Annotated in this window: 17 protein-coding genes and 2 tRNA genes; 4 read left to right on the top strand and 15 right to left on the bottom strand. The window is 57.6% G+C overall.

Features of this window, described 5'->3' with window-relative positions:
- Positions 1-114: 114 nt before the first annotated feature.
- Positions 115-513, bottom strand: coding sequence for a Rid family detoxifying hydrolase (locus BGLCM_RS03300; protein ID WP_044084751.1), 399 nt, complete (start codon positions 511-513; stop codon positions 115-117).
- A gap of 251 nt (positions 514-764) precedes the next feature.
- Positions 765-837, bottom strand: a tRNA-Arg gene (locus BGLCM_RS03295).
- Between the two features lie 90 nt (positions 838-927).
- On the opposite strand from BGLCM_RS03295, the gene BGLCM_RS03290 reads away from it, so the two are divergent.
- Both BGLCM_RS03290 and BGLCM_RS03285 read left to right on the top strand, forming a co-directional pair.
- On the top strand, positions 928-1,593 hold the full coding sequence (locus BGLCM_RS03290) for a CYTH domain-containing protein (RefSeq protein WP_006295767.1): 666 nt from the start codon (positions 928-930) through the stop codon (positions 1,591-1,593).
- Between the two features lie 193 nt (positions 1,594-1,786).
- Entirely contained in the window at positions 1,787-2,080 is a 294-nt protein-coding gene (locus BGLCM_RS03285; RefSeq protein ID WP_044084750.1) for an ABC transporter permease, read from the top strand.
- Positions 2,081-2,156: 76 nt separating this feature from the next.
- On the opposite strand, the gene BGLCM_RS03280 is transcribed toward BGLCM_RS03285, so the two are convergent.
- The 3 genes from BGLCM_RS03280 to BGLCM_RS08550 form a co-directional block, all read right to left on the bottom strand.
- A complete protein-coding gene (locus tag BGLCM_RS03280) occupies positions 2,157-3,116 on the bottom strand; it encodes a tetratricopeptide repeat protein (RefSeq protein ID WP_006295769.1) in 960 nt (319 codons plus the stop codon).
- Between the two features lie 145 nt (positions 3,117-3,261).
- On the bottom strand, positions 3,262-4,290 hold the full coding sequence (locus BGLCM_RS03275) for a DUF8094 domain-containing protein (protein WP_006295770.1): 1,029 nt from the start codon (positions 4,288-4,290) through the stop codon (positions 3,262-3,264).
- Positions 4,287-5,942 (bottom strand): hypothetical protein, encoded by a 1,656-nt coding sequence (locus BGLCM_RS08550; RefSeq protein ID WP_006295771.1) that lies wholly within the window; start codon positions 5,940-5,942, stop codon positions 4,287-4,289. Before BGLCM_RS08550 ends, BGLCM_RS03275 begins: the two co-directional genes overlap by 4 nt.
- An 81-nt stretch (positions 5,943-6,023) precedes the next feature.
- On the opposite strand from BGLCM_RS08550, the gene BGLCM_RS03265 reads away from it, so the two are divergent.
- Positions 6,024-7,010, top strand: a complete 987-nt coding sequence (locus tag BGLCM_RS03265) for an FKBP-type peptidyl-prolyl cis-trans isomerase (RefSeq protein ID WP_187367846.1) — start codon at positions 6,024-6,026, stop codon at positions 7,008-7,010.
- A 113-nt stretch (positions 7,011-7,123) separates the two neighbouring features.
- On the opposite strand, the gene nucS is transcribed toward BGLCM_RS03265, so the two are convergent.
- From nucS to BGLCM_RS03215, 10 genes are all read right to left on the bottom strand, one after another.
- Positions 7,124-7,828, bottom strand: a complete 705-nt coding sequence (gene nucS / locus BGLCM_RS03260; RefSeq protein WP_044084747.1) for an endonuclease NucS — start codon at positions 7,826-7,828, stop codon at positions 7,124-7,126.
- A gap of 180 nt (positions 7,829-8,008) precedes the next feature.
- A complete protein-coding gene (locus BGLCM_RS03255; protein WP_006295775.1) occupies positions 8,009-8,308 on the bottom strand; it encodes a F0F1 ATP synthase subunit epsilon in 300 nt (99 codons plus the stop codon).
- Positions 8,308-9,801 (bottom strand): F0F1 ATP synthase subunit beta, encoded by a 1,494-nt coding sequence (gene atpD, locus BGLCM_RS03250; protein ID WP_006295776.1) that lies wholly within the window; start codon positions 9,799-9,801, stop codon positions 8,308-8,310. The genes BGLCM_RS03255 and atpD overlap by 1 nt, the downstream gene beginning before the upstream one ends.
- Positions 9,802-9,807: 6 nt before the next feature.
- A complete protein-coding gene (locus tag BGLCM_RS03245) occupies positions 9,808-10,728 on the bottom strand; it encodes a F0F1 ATP synthase subunit gamma (protein WP_006295777.1) in 921 nt (306 codons plus the stop codon).
- A 3-nt stretch (positions 10,729-10,731) separates the two neighbouring features.
- Positions 10,732-12,390: a F0F1 ATP synthase subunit alpha gene (gene atpA, locus BGLCM_RS03240; RefSeq protein WP_006295778.1), complete on the bottom strand. Its 1,659-nt coding sequence runs from the start codon at positions 12,388-12,390 to the stop codon at positions 10,732-10,734.
- A gap of 127 nt (positions 12,391-12,517) precedes the next feature.
- Positions 12,518-13,354 carry a F0F1 ATP synthase subunit delta gene (locus BGLCM_RS03235; RefSeq protein WP_044084746.1) on the bottom strand — a complete coding sequence of 279 codons (837 nt, stop codon included), beginning with the start codon at positions 13,352-13,354 and terminating at the stop codon, positions 12,518-12,520.
- Positions 13,355-13,425: 71 nt separating this feature from the next.
- On the bottom strand, positions 13,426-13,953 hold the full coding sequence (locus tag BGLCM_RS03230) for a F0F1 ATP synthase subunit B (RefSeq protein WP_044084839.1): 528 nt from the start codon (positions 13,951-13,953) through the stop codon (positions 13,426-13,428).
- Between the two features lie 68 nt (positions 13,954-14,021).
- Positions 14,022-14,252, bottom strand: coding sequence for an ATP synthase F0 subunit C (gene atpE / locus BGLCM_RS03225; protein ID WP_044084745.1), 231 nt, complete (start codon positions 14,250-14,252; stop codon positions 14,022-14,024).
- Between the two features lie 126 nt (positions 14,253-14,378).
- On the bottom strand, positions 14,379-15,188 hold the full coding sequence (gene atpB, locus BGLCM_RS03220; RefSeq protein WP_006295782.1) for a F0F1 ATP synthase subunit A: 810 nt from the start codon (positions 15,186-15,188) through the stop codon (positions 14,379-14,381).
- 377 nt (positions 15,189-15,565) lie between these two features.
- Positions 15,566-16,609 carry a homoserine O-succinyltransferase gene (locus BGLCM_RS03215; protein ID WP_006295785.1) on the bottom strand — a complete coding sequence of 348 codons (1,044 nt, stop codon included), beginning with the start codon at positions 16,607-16,609 and terminating at the stop codon, positions 15,566-15,568.
- A gap of 213 nt (positions 16,610-16,822) precedes the next feature.
- Between BGLCM_RS03215 and BGLCM_RS03210 the strand changes: the two genes are divergently transcribed.
- Positions 16,823-16,899, top strand: a tRNA-Met gene (locus BGLCM_RS03210).
- Positions 16,900-17,126 lie beyond the last annotated feature (227 nt).

Raw genomic sequence — 17,126 nt, 5'->3', positions numbered from 1 at the left:
AATGTTGTTATGGATATGTACAGTTCAGCCAGTTCATGGCTATGCATAGCTACGCAAGAGCTCCTGCACCTCAATACCGTGATGCGGGAGCTCTTGTGTTGCATCAATAATCGATTACTTCTGTGGTGTGACGGCGATCACGTCGATTTCCACGAGCGCACCCTTGGGGATCATGTTGTTGCCGAAGGCCACGCGGGCCGGCTTGACCGTGCCCGTGAACGCCTTGGCATACACGGCATCCACCTCTTTGAAGTCTTCAACATTGTTCAGATAAATCGTGGCGCGGCACACGTTTTCCAAATCACAACCGGCGGCGCCAAGGATGCTCGCGATGTTGTTCAGCGCACGTGCAGCCTGCTCCCCCGCCGTACGGCCGTCCAGCTCGCCTGTGGTTGGGTCGATGCCGAGCTGGCCCGACACAAAAATGAAGCCGTTGGCTTCCACAGCTTGGCTATAGGCGCCAAGCGCAGCCGGAGCCTGGGTGGTGGCGATGGCACGAAGATTACCGTTCATGGTTCCTCCTAGAACAATTGATCCGCAACGGCTGGCAGCCAACCTCATGTAAAGGGGTTGCTCCGTCATTACTGTCCAATAGGCATTGCGATTGGCATTGTAGCCACCGAATATTGCCGTTCAACCGACTATTCCATAGATGGTCAAGGCGCAGGCCAATGAAGCAAATTGCAAAGTTCAAGAAAGCACAGGAAAGCAGTGGTGGAATCAAGAAAGTGGAGCCAATAAGGCCAAAAAGTCAAGAACAAAAGTGGGCCCGGAGGGATTCGAACCCTTGACCTTTCGCTCCGGAGGCGAACGCTCTATCCACTGAGCTACGGGCCCATCGTGGCACTACTGTACACGCAAGGATGACTTAATCCGAAATATATCGTTGAAATCCCTCAATGAGCGTCCACGCACTAGACTGGCCATATGGTTGATGATTTGAGCACGGAATTGAGCGCCACCACCATTCCAGGTGGGGGATTTGAATATGAGCGGCGTTTCTTCTGTCGTGAACTGCCCGATGCCATATGCAGCGATGGGCAGCCCACATTGATTGTGCAAAGCTATTATGTGCATTCCGATAACTATGCATTGCGTGTGCGCGTCAAATCCAACTCGCTCAACCTGGCCATGACGCCTGATTTGGATGCGCGTGCAGTGCTACGCGAATACCGTGACGCGTTCCGCAGTGCCACCGTGACAGTAAAGGGACCGTCCGTGGGCGGCACACGTTATGAAGCCGAACAGCAGATTGACGCACGCTATGGCGTGGAATTGATTTTGCGCGGCGGCGATGTGCTCATCAAAAACCGCATCACCGTATGGGTTGGCGAAGACGGCTGGCATCTTGATGTGTTCGGAGGCACCAATGCCCCGCTGATCATTGCCGAAGCTGAGCGCAGCACACCAGTAACCAATCTCGTCATTCCACGATTCTGCATCACTGAAATCACCGACCAACGCCGATTCAGCAACGACGACCTCTCCTGGCAACCATTTGCCACTTGGTCCGCTGAGTTCGAACACGAACTGGCCACCGAAGGCCCCCAATTTCAACAAATGTTCGGCCGCAACCGCTTCGAAGATGAGTAGAAGCAAGTAGAAAAACTCCGAAACAGACATTGTCGCGACATTTGCATTCCCGCGTTCCCTATTGGAAACATTAAATCCCATAACCCTTCACCAATAACTTCAATTATCCATATTCTTTCCATTAAGAATGCGAAGCATGGATTTCTTTGTGTAATCTAAACAAATTTCAGGGGGTATGGGAATGAAGACGAAGATGTGCAGGCGCGAGATCGGTATCAGCCTTGGCTTGGGCATGCCCGCTTGGCATATTGCGATGCAATTCCCGCTGGAAGCGATGCTGTTGGGCATTGTTGGCGGTCTAGCTGGCATGGCTGTGGGCGCACTGATTGCAGCAGTGCTCGCGATGCTCTTGGGCTGGCCATTCATGTTGCCGTGGACTGTGATGCTTGTGCCCGTGGTAGGCGCAATGGTTGGCGCCGTGGGCGGCTGTGTGCCCGCTATACAGGCGACACGCATCAATCCGGCGGAATTATTGCGCAGCACCTGATATGCGGGCACACTGCCAGCTCAGCTCACTCAGACTCATTCAGCCCACTCAGACCCGTTCAGTCCGATCAGTCCGATCAGTACATCAGCACCGCGAGGCGGCGACGCGCACGACCCAGGCGTTCATCGGTGGGCTCGGGAATCGAGAAATACTCGACCAGACGCTCACGCACGGGTTCGATATCGGCCTTGTGTGTGGCGACGAAGTCCAGCAGACGGTCAAATGCGTCCTGGATTTGTCCGCCAATCATGTCCACGTCGGCGACGGCAAGTTGTGCGGCCACATCATCCGGGTTGTCGGCTGCGGCCTTGCGTACCTCGCGCACATCGGCCTGTGCTGAACGCTGCAACAAGCGCGCTTTGGCCAGCTCACGCTTGGCCAGCGCATCGGCTGGATCAGCCTCAAGCACCTTCTCATAGGCGGCCACAGCGCCTGCATAATCGCCTTCCTGGGCCAAACGGTGGGCTTCAGCATGGGCGGCTGGCACGGCAGGTTCGCCAGCTGCAGCATCTTGCGCTATCCCAGTAGCGCCGGACTCCATGTACGGTGCTGTGCCATTGACGCCGGCTTGGCGCGCCACATCGATCAGCTGTGGGATGACCTGTCCTGTGATCTGCTGCAGCTCCTTAGGGCTCGGCAGGCCTTCAATGATCGGCATCGGACGGCCGCCAATCAGCGCGAACAGCGCGGGTGCTCCCTGAATTTGGAACGCCTGTCCAATCTCCGGACTTGTGGCAATATCGATGCGCGCAAGCTGCACTTGGCCGTGCAACGCGTCCACAGCGTCAGACAGCGCCTTGGCCATCGGGAACAGACGGTCGTCAGTGGGAATCCAGAAGAACACGACAATCGGCCACGATGCGCTGTTCGTGACCATCGACTGCATCGTGTTCGTGTCCACGTCAATCACGTAACCGCCTGCCGACGGCGCGCCGCCAGCCTCCCCCGGCTCAGCCGCCACGCGATGCTTGATCGCTTCCAGATCCACCGCTCCGGCCAAATTGATACCTGGACGAATGGGTTCATTCGCTGCCATGACTTACCTTCTTTCACACTGGCTTTCCACAGCCTGGTTTCCAACGTATTCAACTACGTTCAAACGCGCACAATTCCCGCCATAATCAATTCTCGCCGCGCTCAATTTCCGGAGCACCCAATTCACGGGCTCTCCTAGCGAACTGTTACAGCGCTTCCACCTTGATTGGCTGACGTTCGGCACCCATCGCCGTCACGACACGCTCGGCGCCCTCAGCGCTTGACTTTGGCGGAATGTAGAGCGCCACCACATTGACGTACGTGACTTTCATCGTGCTCGTCGGCTTGCCGTCGCCGAACAGCGCCTTCTCCGATTCGGATGCAGGCTGGGACTCACGTCCCTCGCCCGCCTGTCGCGTCCACTCCGAGTTGATTTGCGCAACGACGAGGTCGCCGCCATCCGCCGACCGCATGACGCGCAGCTCGCCGTCCACGGGTGTGAACGTTTGGTTTTGCGTACCTTTGTTACGTTCCATGCCCTGCTGCACAGTCTGCTGCAGCTGGCCGAGTTCCTGGCGGAAATAATCGTCGGCGAACTCGCCGGCATATGCGCTCTTGTCGCCGTTTTGCAGCACGTCAGCATAGCGTTGCACAGCTTCTTTCGGCGTCATCAGCAGGCCGCTGTCATCTTGCGTGCCATTCTGCGCGCCAATGGTCGGAATCGCGAACTTCGGCAGTTTGACGCCTTGGAACAGGCGCGCCACACCCCAGAGCTTATAGTTCGTACGCGCACTGTCTTGCGTGAACACGAGAAGACGCTTCGATTGCTGGTCGTCCGTCGTCTTCGTGATCGTGAACACCGACCGCGGCCAACCATTGTCCGTAGGGATCACAGTTTGTGTGATGTCGGTAGGAATCTTCGTTTTGGGATCGAGATTGTTCGTTTTTTCCGCAATCTCGATTTCGCTCGTGCGAATTTGCAGTTCGGGTCCCGTCATGGCCTGGGCAAGGTTCACGAGGTTTTTCGAGTCGTTGATGCGTTCAATGACCGTCATCAACTTCGTGCGCATGGCATCTTCCTGCTCGACTGTCAAGTCCGGGATGGCTTGCGTGTCGGTACTCGCCTGCGTGGTCTTGGGCAGCTCACCCTCGCAGGCCGCGAGCGAGATTCCCATGGCCAGCACGGCCCCGACAGCCGCCAAACGTGTCATCGTGCGTTTCATCGCGCCGTTCATCGTTCGTCCTCTTCCTCGCGTTCGGCTTGCTCTTCGTCATGTTCTGATGTTGATTTCTCGTCTTGCGACGTAGCCTGCTCAGCCTCTGTAGGCCCATCACTCTCGTCCTGCTGAGTGCCTTCCTCAGTGGAAGCATCCTCGTCAGGCTCTTGCTGATCGTGCTCATCGGCTTGTGCAATGTCAGCATTGTCGTCACCAACATTGTCATCAGCAGCGCCATTGTCGCCATCAGCGCTGAGCTCTGCCGTGGTACCGTCTGCTGCGCTATCATCTTCGACGCTGTCGGCTGCAGTGCTGTCATCTGCAGTGTTGTCATCTGCAGTGTTGTCACCGTCAGCATTGTCATTGTCAGCAGTGTCATCAGCATCATTGTCGGCTTCAGTGCTGTTGCCTTCAGCGACGCTGTTATCTTCAGCATTGCCGTCTTCGACGCCATCACTTTCCGTATTGGCATCATCCGCAGCATCCTGAACTCCAGATGCAGCGTCATGCTGATCGTATTGATCGAGCTCATCGTGAGGCTCATTGACACTCACGGGTGCCAGTTCGCCTGTTGGCGCCTCAGGAAGCTCCACATGCTCCTCGCGTGCGAGACGCGCAAAATAGGCTTGCAGCTCATCGGGAGAAATCACAGCCGTTTCTTCCTCAGGCACTTCGGCGCCATCCATCGCATTCACGACGGACGTGGCGCCCACCGTGGCAGCGGCAGCCGCATCAGCGACCATGTTGCGATTGCTCGGATCGACAATCGCCGGCGACGACGGCTTCTCAGCTTTGGCATGACGACGGTGGCCCTTCGCAGGGTCACGCGGCTTGCGCTTCAAGCTGCGTCCCACCGTCTTGAAGGTACCGGCCACAGCTTCGCCAACGCTGACTTCATCGTCATCGCCATGCACCACATGACGAATTTTCTGGAACGTGGAAGCGTCGTCATCCATGCCGTCCAGCCCCATTGCCTTGCGACGGCGTGCAGGCTCCAGGGCAAACACCGACGCACACAGCACAGCCAGAATCGCACATAATCCTGCAGCGAAATAGAACGGCATCGCAAAATCAGGCACCTGCTGGCGGTCCCATTCCATTGTGACAGTGGAAGCAGGATCCGTGGCACCAAGATCGATCAGCGCCACGAGTGGCGTATTGACCATATCTTTGAGCGACAGACGGGCTTGGCCGACTGTACACACATGTTCACGCCACATGTCGGAGTCGCCGAACTCCACGTCATTGCCACTCGGGCTTGCTGTGCCATGGGCCTGTTGGTCAACGGTCGACAGTTGCGTCCAAGAATCCAGACCCGTCACACGCACATACGGGTGGCCTTCAACCCATCCCGCCGCGTCCTTTTGCGTGCCGACGGCCATGCAGACGTCCGCTTGCGTGTTTGAAGGCAGCACGGATACTGTCACATCTTTGTCAACAGATCCCAATACGCCTGAATCGACCATGATGTATTGCGTTTTCTGAACATGCGCGGAGGCTTCGATATGCCGCGATGGTTTCCAGATCGTGGCGTTGAGCACACCGAACACTATGAAGCATACGGCCAACAGACCGAAAATCGGTGTGACGATGCCGCGCATGATTTTGGCATGGCGCGTGGGCTCGTGTGGCCGCTGTGCAGTCTTGGTTTTTTCCGATGTTTCACTCATATTGTCAATATTCTACAGTCCCCTCACAAACCTCCACGTTTTCTCCGCCATAAATCAAGCTGGCAGGTTAATCTGAAAGGTATGCATACACAACCAACACGTCGCCGCAACACTCTGGGCATGCGCATCGCAGCAGCCGCCACAGCGCTTATCGCCTGTGTGTCCATGTCTGCCTGCGGTTCTTCTGATAACGCTTCCCAACCCAATTCAGCCATTCCCGGCGTCACCGCCAAGCAAATCGCCGGTGTCACGGCCACGGGAGAGCCAGGCAAGAAGCCGACGATCTCGTTCAAGACGCCACTGAATGTGGAAGACAACTCGTATGTCATCCTGCAAGAAGGCAATGGCGAAGCCATCAAGGATGGCGACCGCATCTGCATGCAGGGCATTACCATCAATACCAAAGACGGCACTGAGATATCGGACACTTGGGCCACCAACAAGCCTGATTGCTCAGCTGTAGTCACCAAGAGTTTCATGGGGGAAGAAAAATACAACATCTTCAAGAGCATGAAGATCAATGGCACTGTGGCATTCGGCTCGAACGACCAGTCGAGTGCATCCAGCACTGGCTCGACGGGTGCCTCTTACCTGTGGGTGGTGACGGTAATTTCGCAGTCCAAGGATTTGACGAAGGCCGAAGGCAAGAAGGTCGCTGACATTCCTGCCGACTTGCCAACCGTGACGAATGCGGCTGATGGCAAGCCATCCATCGACATGCATGGCTACAAGGGTTCCGACAAGCTCGTCTCTCAGACGTTGATTGAAGGCACTGGCCCCAAGTGCGAAGAAGGCGACTACGCCGTAGTCAAGTACACAGGCTGGCTGCTCGATGGCACGCAATTCGATTCGAACTGGGACAGCGGCTCTACGTTTACGGCACCGTTGTTCAGTTCAAGCTCGGGCGGCGTGATCAAGGGTTGGCAGCAGGGCCTGCAAGGCCACACGGTCGGCTCTGAAGTGCTGCTCGTCATCCCGCCCGATCTGGGCTATGGCGATCAAGCGGCAGGATCAATCCCGGCAAACAGCACACTCGTGTTCGTCGTCGACATTCTGGCCAAGTTCTGAGTGAACAACATCTGCCGGCCCTGATTGCGCCAACCGCATAGGGCCGCAGCAGCTACATCACTGTTGCGCGGCGTTGAGGATGACTCAAGCGCTGATTTGACTCGACAGTCGAATCAGAACAGCTTGAGCGAATCGTCCTCGACGCCGCGCATTTCGTCATAATCAAGCAACAAGCATTCAAACCCGCGGTCCTGCGCCAGCACACGCGCTTGAGGACTGATGGTCTGTGCGGCAAAGATGCCACGCACAGGAGCCAACAGCGGATCACGGTTCAACAGTTCGCAATAGCGCGTCAACTGTTCCACACCATCAATGCCACCATGACGCTTGATTTCAATGGCCACATGCGTGCCTTCAGCGTCCACAGCCATGATGTCCACAGGACCGATCGCCGTCGGATATTCGCGGCGAACCAAGCGCGCGCCTTCACCAATGCGTTCAATCTGTTCGGCCAAATACCGCTGCAAATGGTCTTCCACGCCATCCTTGACGAGCCCCGGATCTTCGCCCAGTTCGAACGTGTCATCGGCATAGATGTGTTGGAACGTCACCTCGAGTACGTCAGAAGTCTTATCAGAAGAAGCCCGAATGATCTTCTCGGGAGCGGGAGTATCGGGGTCGTCGTCGGCCCGATCGGGCGTGATGTCGCGCACGGTGCAGGGAGCCGCCAACCAATTGAGCGGCTTGTAGGAACCCAACTCGGAGAAAATAAGCAGGGAGTTGTCGGCCTTGACGAGAATGACACGCTTAGCCAGCGGCAGGGAGGCCTGAAGACGGCCCGTGTATTCGGCACTGCAGTCCGCAACGATGATTCGCATGCGCCCCACCCTAGCGCAGAGTATGAAAAACGCGAACACCAACCCGGCGCACCTGACAGCGCAAGAAACGCACGAGCAGCCAAAACCGGTACGCTTTGCATGAACAGCGCTCATACAACAGCAGGGACATGCCTGACGCATGCCCCTGCTGAAAGTGAACGGTCAACGCACTGACGTTGATTATCCGATGCCCGATTCATCAAGCTTCTGATTCGAGATGCTGCGGGCGCTCTCAATGACAACCGTGAGTTTGTTCGAGTCGAACGAGATGAAGCCGTCAGTGACCTCGAACGAGTGCCGGGCACCCGAGGGGTCCACGACCACCAAATCACCTTCACGAATCACGGTCAGGACGGGCTCGTGGCCCGGCAGGATGCCCATGCCGCCTGAATACGCAGGAATCGTCACGGACTTGGCATCGCCGCTCCAGACCGGGTGGTCCGAGGCGACGATGTTTACATGCATCGTCGCGTCAGCCATCACTCACCCAGTTCCTTCTGCATGTCGTGCCACTTGCGTTCGAGATCGTCGATACCGCCGATACCCGAGAACGCCTGTTCCGGCACGTTGTCGTAGTAGCCGTCGCAAATGCGAGTGAACGCCTCGATCGTCTCCTCAGCCGGCACGTACGAACCCTCAACGCCCGTGAACTTCTGGGCGACGTAGAAGTTCTGACCGAGGAACTGCTCGATCTTACGCGCGCGGTTCACGGTCGTCTTGTCTTCCTCACCGAGCTCGTCAATACCAATCAGGGCGATGATGTCTTGCAGCTCCTTGTTGCGCTGCAGAATCGCCTTGACACGGTTGGCGCACTCGTAATGAGCCTGACCCACGTAACGCGGGTCAAGGATTCGCGACGTGGAGCTCAACGGATCGACAGCCGGGTAAATACCCTTCGACGCGATGTCACGCGACAGCTCGGTCGTAGCGTCCAAATGGGCGAACGTCGTGGCCGGGGCCGGATCGGTGTAATCATCAGCAGGCACATAAATAGCCTGCAGTGACGTGATCGAGTGGCCACGCGTCGACGTGATGCGCTCCTGCAAAGCACCCATCTCGTCAGCCAAGTTCGGCTGGTAACCCACAGCGGAAGGCATACGGCCCAGCAATGTGGACACCTCGGAACCTGCCTGCGTGAAGCGGAAGATGTTGTCGATGAACAACAGCACGTCCTGGTTCTCAACGTCACGGAAGTACTCAGCCATCGTCAGAGCCGTCAACGGCACACGCAGACGCGTACCAGGCTGCTCATCCATCTGGCCGAAGACGAGTGCCGTCTTCTCCAGCACGCCGGCTTCTTCCATTTCGCCAATCAGGTCGTTGCCCTCACGCGTGCGCTCGCCAACGCCGGCGAACACGGAGACGCCGCCGTGGTTCTGGGCCACGCGCTGGATCATCTCCTGAATCAGCACGGTCTTGCCGACGCCAGCGCCACCGAACAGACCGATCTTGCCGCCCTGCACATACGGTGTCAGCAAATCGATGACCTTGATGCCCGTTTCGAACATCTGCGTCTTCGATTCGAGCTGGTCGAATGCCGGAGGGTTGCGGTGGATTGGCCAACGCTCGGTGATCTCGATGTGCTCGCCGGGCTTCTTGTTGAGGATGTGACCGGCCACGTCGAACACATGTCCCTTCGTCACATCGCCAACCGGCACCTCGATCGGGCCGCCCGTGTCGTGCACCACAGCGCCACGCACGAGGCCGTCAGTGGCCTTCAGTGCCACAGTACGGGCCGTGGAATCACCCAAGTGCTGTTCCACTTCCAACGTGATGACAGTGTTGGTGGTTTCGCCTTCTTCATGCGCGCCCGTGGCGTCAAGTTCCACGGTCAATGCGTTGTAGATATCCGGCATGTGGCCGACGGGGAACTCCACGTCGATAACGGAGCCCTGGATACGCGTGACGCGACCCACCACAGGTTCCGCGGACTGCTGGGCTTGCGCCGGGGCTTTGGTTACTTGTTCAGCCATTGCGTCCTACTCTTCCTTGTTGCTCAGTGCATCGGCACTGCCGATGATTTCGGTAAGTTCCTGGGTGATGGACGCCTGGCGCGAAGCGTTGAGCTTACGGGTCAGGTCCTCAATCAGGTTACGTGCGTTCTCCGTGGCAGTGTGCATGGCGTTCTGACGGCAAGCCACTTCCGACGCGGCCGCTTCCAGCAGGCATTCGTGGATACGTGAACGCACATACTTCGGCATGACCACATCGAGCACCTCTTCGAGGCTCGGCTCGAACGCGTAGAGCGGCATGGCCGATTCCGCCTGCTCGCTCGTCGTGGGGCCGGCCTCCTCGTGTTCCATCTGCACGATTTCCACGGGCAGCATGCGCAGCACGCGCACCTTCTGCACCACCATGTTGATGAACTCGGTGTACACGATGTACAGCTCGGAGACGCCGCCTTCCTCCTCGGGCTTCATGTAGGCATCCATGAGCGCACGCGAGATGGCATCCGCGACCTCGACGCCCGGCTTCTCGGTATCGCCTTCCCAAGTCTGGGCAAGGTCGTAGTTGCGGTATTTGTAATACGTCACACCACGGCGGCCGTACACATACAACTGCGGCTTCTTGCCCTTCGCTTCGAGACGGTTGAGTAGGTCCTCGGTCTCACGCAGGATCGACGACGTGTACGCACCCGCCATACCGCGATCCGCCGTCAAGGACAACACTGCAACCTGCGGGTTGTCTTCGTTGGACTTGGCGATCGGATGCGTGATATGCGTGTGCGCCACGAGCGTCTGGACGGCATCGAAAATCGCATCAGTGTAGGGCTTCGCGTTCAGTGCCACTTCACGTGCCTGAGCGATGTGCGAAGCCGCGATCATCTCCTGGGCGTTGAAGATCTTCTCCAACGAACCTGTGGAGGCGATCCTGCTCTTCAATGCGAGTTGCGATCCCATAGGTCACTTCTTTTCTTGGGTCTTCTTCGAGGCCTTGGCGTTCTTGGCCACGATTTGTTCCTGGTCCACGGGCGTGACGGCCGGAGCCGCAGGCTTGCGCGTGATCAGCGGCTGGCCGGCCTTCGTCACATAGGAGTCACGGAACGCTTCAACAGCCTTCTCCAGCTCAGCCTCAGTGGCTGCGGAGAACTCGCCGGTGTCACGGATCGTATCCATGACCTTCGTCTCGTTGGCCACATAGTCGAGCAGACCATGCTCAAACGGCAGCACTTCGGAAAGCGGCAGATCGTCGAACTTGCCATGCGTGCCGGCCCAGATGGACACGACTTCCTGCTCGTTCGAATACGGCGAGAACTGCGGCTGGCGCAGCAGCTCGGTCAAATGCGAGCCGCGGTTGAGCTGGTTCTTCGATGCCGCATCCAAATCCGAGGCGAACATGGCGAACGATTCCAACGAACGGTAGCGTGCCAGCGAAATCTTGAGCGTGCCCGAAACCTTCTTCAACGCCTTGGTCTGGGCGGCGCCACCGACTCGCGACACCGAAATGCCCACGTCCACTGCAGGACGCTGGCCGGCGTTGAACAAATCGGACTGCAAGAAGATCTGGCCATCGGTAATCGAGATCACGTTGGTCGGGATGTAGGCGGACACGTCGTTGGCCTTCGTCTCCACAATCGGCAGACCCGTCATCGAACCGCCACCCAGGTCGTCGGATACGCGGGCGCAGCGTTCAAGCAGACGCGAATGCAGATAGAACACGTCGCCAGGGTACGCTTCACGCCCCGGCGGACGACGCAGCAGCAGCGAGATTGAACGGTAGGCTTCGGCCTGCTTGGACAAATCATCAAACACGATGAGCACGTCCTTGCCGTTGTACATCCAATGCTGGCCGATTGCCGAACCCGTGTATGGGGCGATGTACTTGAAGCCTGCGGAATCCGATGCCGGGGATGCCACGATTGTCGTGTATTCCATGGCACCGGCCTCTTCAAGGCTCTGGCGCACGGAAGCGATTGTCGAACCCTTCTGGCCGATGGCCACATAGATGCAGCGCACCTGCTTCTTCGGGTCGCCCGATTCCCAGTTCTTCTTCTGGTTGATGATCGTGTCGATCGCGATGGCCGTCTTGCCGGTCTGGCGGTCGCCGATGATGAGCTGACGCTGGCCGCGGCCGATAGGCGTCATGGCGTCGATAGCTTTGAGGCCAGTCGACAACGGTTCATCAACGGGATGACGATGCATCACGTCGGGGGCCTGCGCTTCGAGGATACGGCGTCCTTCACTCTTGATTTCGCCGAGTCCGTCAATGGGGTTGCCCAGCGGGTCCACCACGCGGCCGAGGAATCCGTCGCCGACCGGCACGGAAAGCACCTCGCCCGTACGACGGACCTCCTGGCCTTCCTCAATGCCGGCAAAATCGCCGAGGATCACCACGCCGATCTCACGGGCATCCAGGTTGAATGCCAGGCCAAGCGTGCCGTCCTCAAAGGTCAGCAGCTCATTGGCCATGCAACCAGGCAGTCCCGTCACATGCGCGATGCCGTCGCCGGCCGTGGCGACATGGCCGACTTCAGCGGTCGGCGTGTCGGACGGCTTGTATGAGTCCACAAACTCATTGAGCGCCTCGCGTATGGTGGCGGGATCAATGGTCAAATCTGCCATGATCACTCCTTATTGTTGGTTCAAAATTCAGTGCGGTTCCTTGAGCGCTTCTGATATTGCGTTATCGCTTATCGCGTGCATCCGGCGTGGGCGGGCTTTGGGGGTTGCGGCTCACGCGGGTATGCCATCAGAAGCTAGGAGCCATGTTCGCCATGCGTTTCAAGTTCTCGAGCTGTGCCACAACGGTGCGGTCAGTGACCGAGTCGCCGACTTGCACGCGCATGCCGCCAAGCACGGACGGGTCCACCACACAATGGATGTGCACCGGGTGTCCAAGCTGCTTGCTGTAGACGGCAATCAGACGCTGGATCTGCGCATCGCTCATCGCGGTGGCCGTGGTCACAGTGACCATCGACTCACCCATGTGACGAGAGAACTTGGAAATCAGCCATTGCAGCGTTTCCACATAGCGGCGTTTGCGCGGATTGAGCGCAATGTGGTCGGCAAGCTTCATCGTGATCGGATCAAACTGCGCATCGCCAATGAGCTTATGCAACAGTTCCACACGGGCCTGCGGTGCCACACCATTGGTTTCAGACAGTCGCGACCGCACCACAGGAAGGTTGAGCAGTGCGGACTGCAGTTGTGCGAGCTCAATCGAGACTTGCAGCGTCTTGCCTTCGGAATCGGCCTCATACATGATGGCATCCACACCGAAGTCCTCCACGGCATTGTCAATGTCGTAAGCACGGCTCCAAGCGCGCGACACGAGGTCATCCATGATGGCCACGGTAATCGGCAGCGCATTGTCACCCAACAGCTTGCGAACAAGACTTTGCTTGTCTTCGGTGGGACGACCGGGATCGGTCATGGCTCGCTGCAGACGCGGATTGGCATCCAAGATGCCGCAGACCACAAACATCTGATCGGCAAGTTGGCCCGCATCGCCGCCCATGGCTTTCAGTTTGGACGCCATGAGGTCACGCGAACTGCGGTCTGCAAGGCGTGAAGCTTCTCCTCGCATCGTTCACCTCCCTTCTTGTAGGGCTGTTCGGGCCTTGGCTCCCGTTAGTGCCGGGATTGTCGCCATCGGCCTCATTTGCCTTGACCAGCGGTAGCAATGCCGTCGATCTGCTTGTCAATCATGTCCTGCTGGACTGCCGCATCGGTCAAATCGCGCTGCAGAATGCCTGCGGCCAGACGCACAGCGTCCTGGTTGATTTGCGCCTTGACCTCAACAAGGGCCTTTTGCTTCATCGCTTCAATTGAACGATTGGCGTTCTCGGTAATCTGTGCGGCCTCGGTGGCTGCACGAGTACGCGCTTCGGCAATGATGCGAGCGGCTTCAGCGTCAGCGTTGTCACGCTTCTTGGATGCGTCGATGCGAGCTTCGGCCAGCTTGGCTTCAAACTCTTTCTTCATCTCGTCAGCATCGCGCTGGGCCTGCTCGGCCTTGGCCATGCCGCCTTTGATCTTTTCGGCACGCTCATCGAACACGGCCTGGAACTTCGGCAGGAAGAACTTGTAGAAGAACAAGGCGACGATGATCAGGATGATCAACGACCAGACGATGTCATAGACCTTCGGAATAAACAGGTCCACGCCACTCTCTGCAAGAGTCACCATAACGTCCTCCTCCTTTCATGTTCTTGGAACATCTGCGTTCGGTCTGCTGGAAATTGCAGCGACCGTCACGAGAAGATGAACGCAGCGACGAAGCCGAGGAGGGCCAACACCTCGACGAACGCCAGACCAAGGAACATGAGGGTCTGCAGACGGCCGCCGAGCTCAGGCTGGCGAGCCGTGCCTTCAATCGTCTTGCCGATCAGGATGCCCAGACCGATGCCAGGGCCGATGGCGGCGAGGCCGTAGCCGACGACATTCAGATTGCCAGCAACCTCAGCGAGGGTAACGATATCCATGGTTGTTTCCTTTCTGGTCATTGCTTGGGCCGAACTCGGTCCTAACAACAAATCTTCAAATCTTGAAATCTTATGGGTGGTATGGGCTGTATAGGTTGATCATGCACAGTCACGCACGGTGCAACTTCAGTCGAGTTCCGGATAGCTCATGTTGATGTATGCCGTGGTCAGGATTGCGAAGATGTATGCCTGAAGGCAGCCGACCAACACCTCGAACAGATACATGAACATGCTGGCCGCAAACGTGATGACACCAAATCCCATCATCCAGTTATGCAGCTCGATCAGGAAGTACTGCGTAGCCGACAGGCACAGCGCCAAAATCAAATGGCCCGACACCATGTTGGCGAAAAGTCGGATTGTCAGCGAGAACGGACGGATCACGAGCAGTTCAAGGAACTGGATTGGGGCCAACAGAATGTAGACAGGCCACGGCACACCAGCCGGGAACATCTCGTCCTTGAGGAACTTGCCCAAGCCCTTCTCACGAATGCCAGCGATCCAATACTGGCAGAAGCACCACATTGCAAAAACCAACGGCAACGTGATTGTGGCCGAAGCGGCAATGTTGAAGCCTGGGATTTCACCACACAAATTGAAGACGAGCAATGTGAGGAACACTGTCGTGATCATCGGCACATAGCGCTTACCGCGCACCTCGCCCATGACTTGGTAGACGATGCTGTTCTTGACAAAGTCGACGACCCATTCAATCGCGCCTTGCCAGCGTCCTGGCACCACCTTGGCCCGGGCAGCCGTGATGCCCAATACCAACAGCATGATGATTGTGGCGAGGATGCGCACAAAAATGATGCGGTTGATGGCAAACGGCGTGCCTTGGAACAGAATCTCGGGAGGCAGGAAGTCCTGCACGCTCGGCATCTCCATCGTCGCCTCCGCGAGTGTCACGGCACCACCACCGAAACCACCAATCATGCATGCCTCCTAAACAGTCTCTCTAGTCAGCCGCTTTACAGCCGGACCTACGCTAAGCGCTCCATGTGTCGGTTCGGTTATCTGCTCTTTACGAACTCGGTCTCATTCTAGAACTGTGACCAGCCCAGTTTCAGGCTAGTGCATGTCCTCAAGCGATGCCTATCGCAAAAGCATGAACCCCCGTATGAGCGACGCATTGCACGCGCATCACAGGGGATTCCACAAACAGCTCACTGGATTATCAGCCCGCTTGTGGACAACCTTTGACGTATCCCATCGGCGTGTCGCATTGTTCACAACAGCGGCACGCTATGGACGCCGGCGCCGGTCCACGGGTTTACGCCTCGGTCTCGCCATTACTGTGGAAAAACGTTTCATCAGTTCGCTTCGGGGGGAATAATCCCATATTCACACGCACCAAACGGAACATAATTGTCCAAGCGCGGGGACTCGGGAGCGTGACGGACGGAACGGTCGGTGCCGAGTTTGCCTGCGGCACGAAGCTGAGGAACGCGCGCCAAATCGTAGGGGGTGGTCTGATACACCCAGTTAATCCAGTTTCGCCACAAGAGATTGGCATGTGCACGCCAAGAAAACAGCGGCTCTATTGACGGATCGTCGTTCGGGTAGTAGTTGACGGGGAACGGCACGTTCGTCAAATGACGGTCCAGATCGCGCCGATACTCCTCGGCCAACGTGTCGCGGCCATATTCCCAGTGCCCGAGCGCGAACACCTCACTGAAGTCGCGCGTGGCGATGAGTCCCGGACCGGCCTGCGGACCCCAAGTCAGGACTTGCAACTCAGGACGGTTGGCAATGTCTTGCTCGTCGACGCCGGCCATACGCGAGTGGGGCTGCAAGCAGATCTCATCGAAACCGTTGGTCAGGAAGCAGTACTCGTCTTGCAGGAACTGTGGGAACACGCCAAACATTTTCGTGTCCAAATCCACCTTGCGCACGCCGTAGCGGGCATGCAGGGCCGCCATCGCACCCCAGCACAGATACATCGTGGAGAACACATGCGTACTGGCCCAGTCGAGGATGCGCAGGAACTCCTGCCAGTAGTCCACGTTCTCAAACGGCAGATGCTCCACGGGCGCGCCCGTGACCACAAGACCGTCGTAACAGTTGTTCTCAAACGATTCCAGCGGCTCGTAGAACTTCACGAGATGGTCAGCGCTGACATGAGTCGACTCGTGGGACGAAGTGCGCATGAAATCGATCTCGGTCTGCAGCGGGCTCTTCGAGATGAGGCGCAGCAGCTGGGTCTCGGTCTCGATTTTCTTGGGCATGAGATTGAGGATGACCATCTTGAGCGGGCGCATGTCCTGCCGCTCGGCGTCACGCTGCTCGAGCGCGAAAATGCGCTCGGAATCGAGGATGTCGCGTGCAGGCAGACCGCTGGGAATCGTAATAGGCATGCTGCCATTATGGCAAGAAGGGGTGGTGTTGTTTGCCAAAGGCCAGATGGCGGAAATCAAGGCGAGAACAGTGGTATGGGCGCATAAAGCGGGAATCGAAGGGGGCCGGGACTCTCGGGGCATGACGGCAGGTTGCACCCCCGCACGCGACACGCCGAGTTGACATGGGTTCAGAACAGCGTATCTTATTGAGATGTTGCTTACAGCGACCGACGCGGGGTGGAGCAGCTCGGTAGCTCGCTGGGCTCATAACCCAGAGGTCCATGGTTCAAATCCATGCCCCGCTACCACTAAGATCGGAAACCACAAGGTTTCCGATCTTTTTTGTTACGTGCCCCTGGCCTATTCCGTGCCCCTGGCCTATTCCGTGCCCCGGGCCCCATTTCCACCGCCGATTAGGGAAACCCACTGCCCCTATCTCTCTCACCTCCCTTGTCTCCCGCCCCTCTCTTATCTCTTGCACCTCTTCCTCATTCCTCACCTCTCGCACCGTTCGCACTTCTCCCACATCCCCTCT

Origin of the sequence: Bifidobacterium gallicum DSM 20093 = LMG 11596 (assembly GCF_000741205.1) — a bacterium.
Taxonomy (GTDB): Bacteria; Actinomycetota; Actinomycetes; order Actinomycetales; family Bifidobacteriaceae; genus Bifidobacterium; species Bifidobacterium gallicum.
This window is presented reverse-complemented; position numbering and strand designations above follow the sequence as displayed.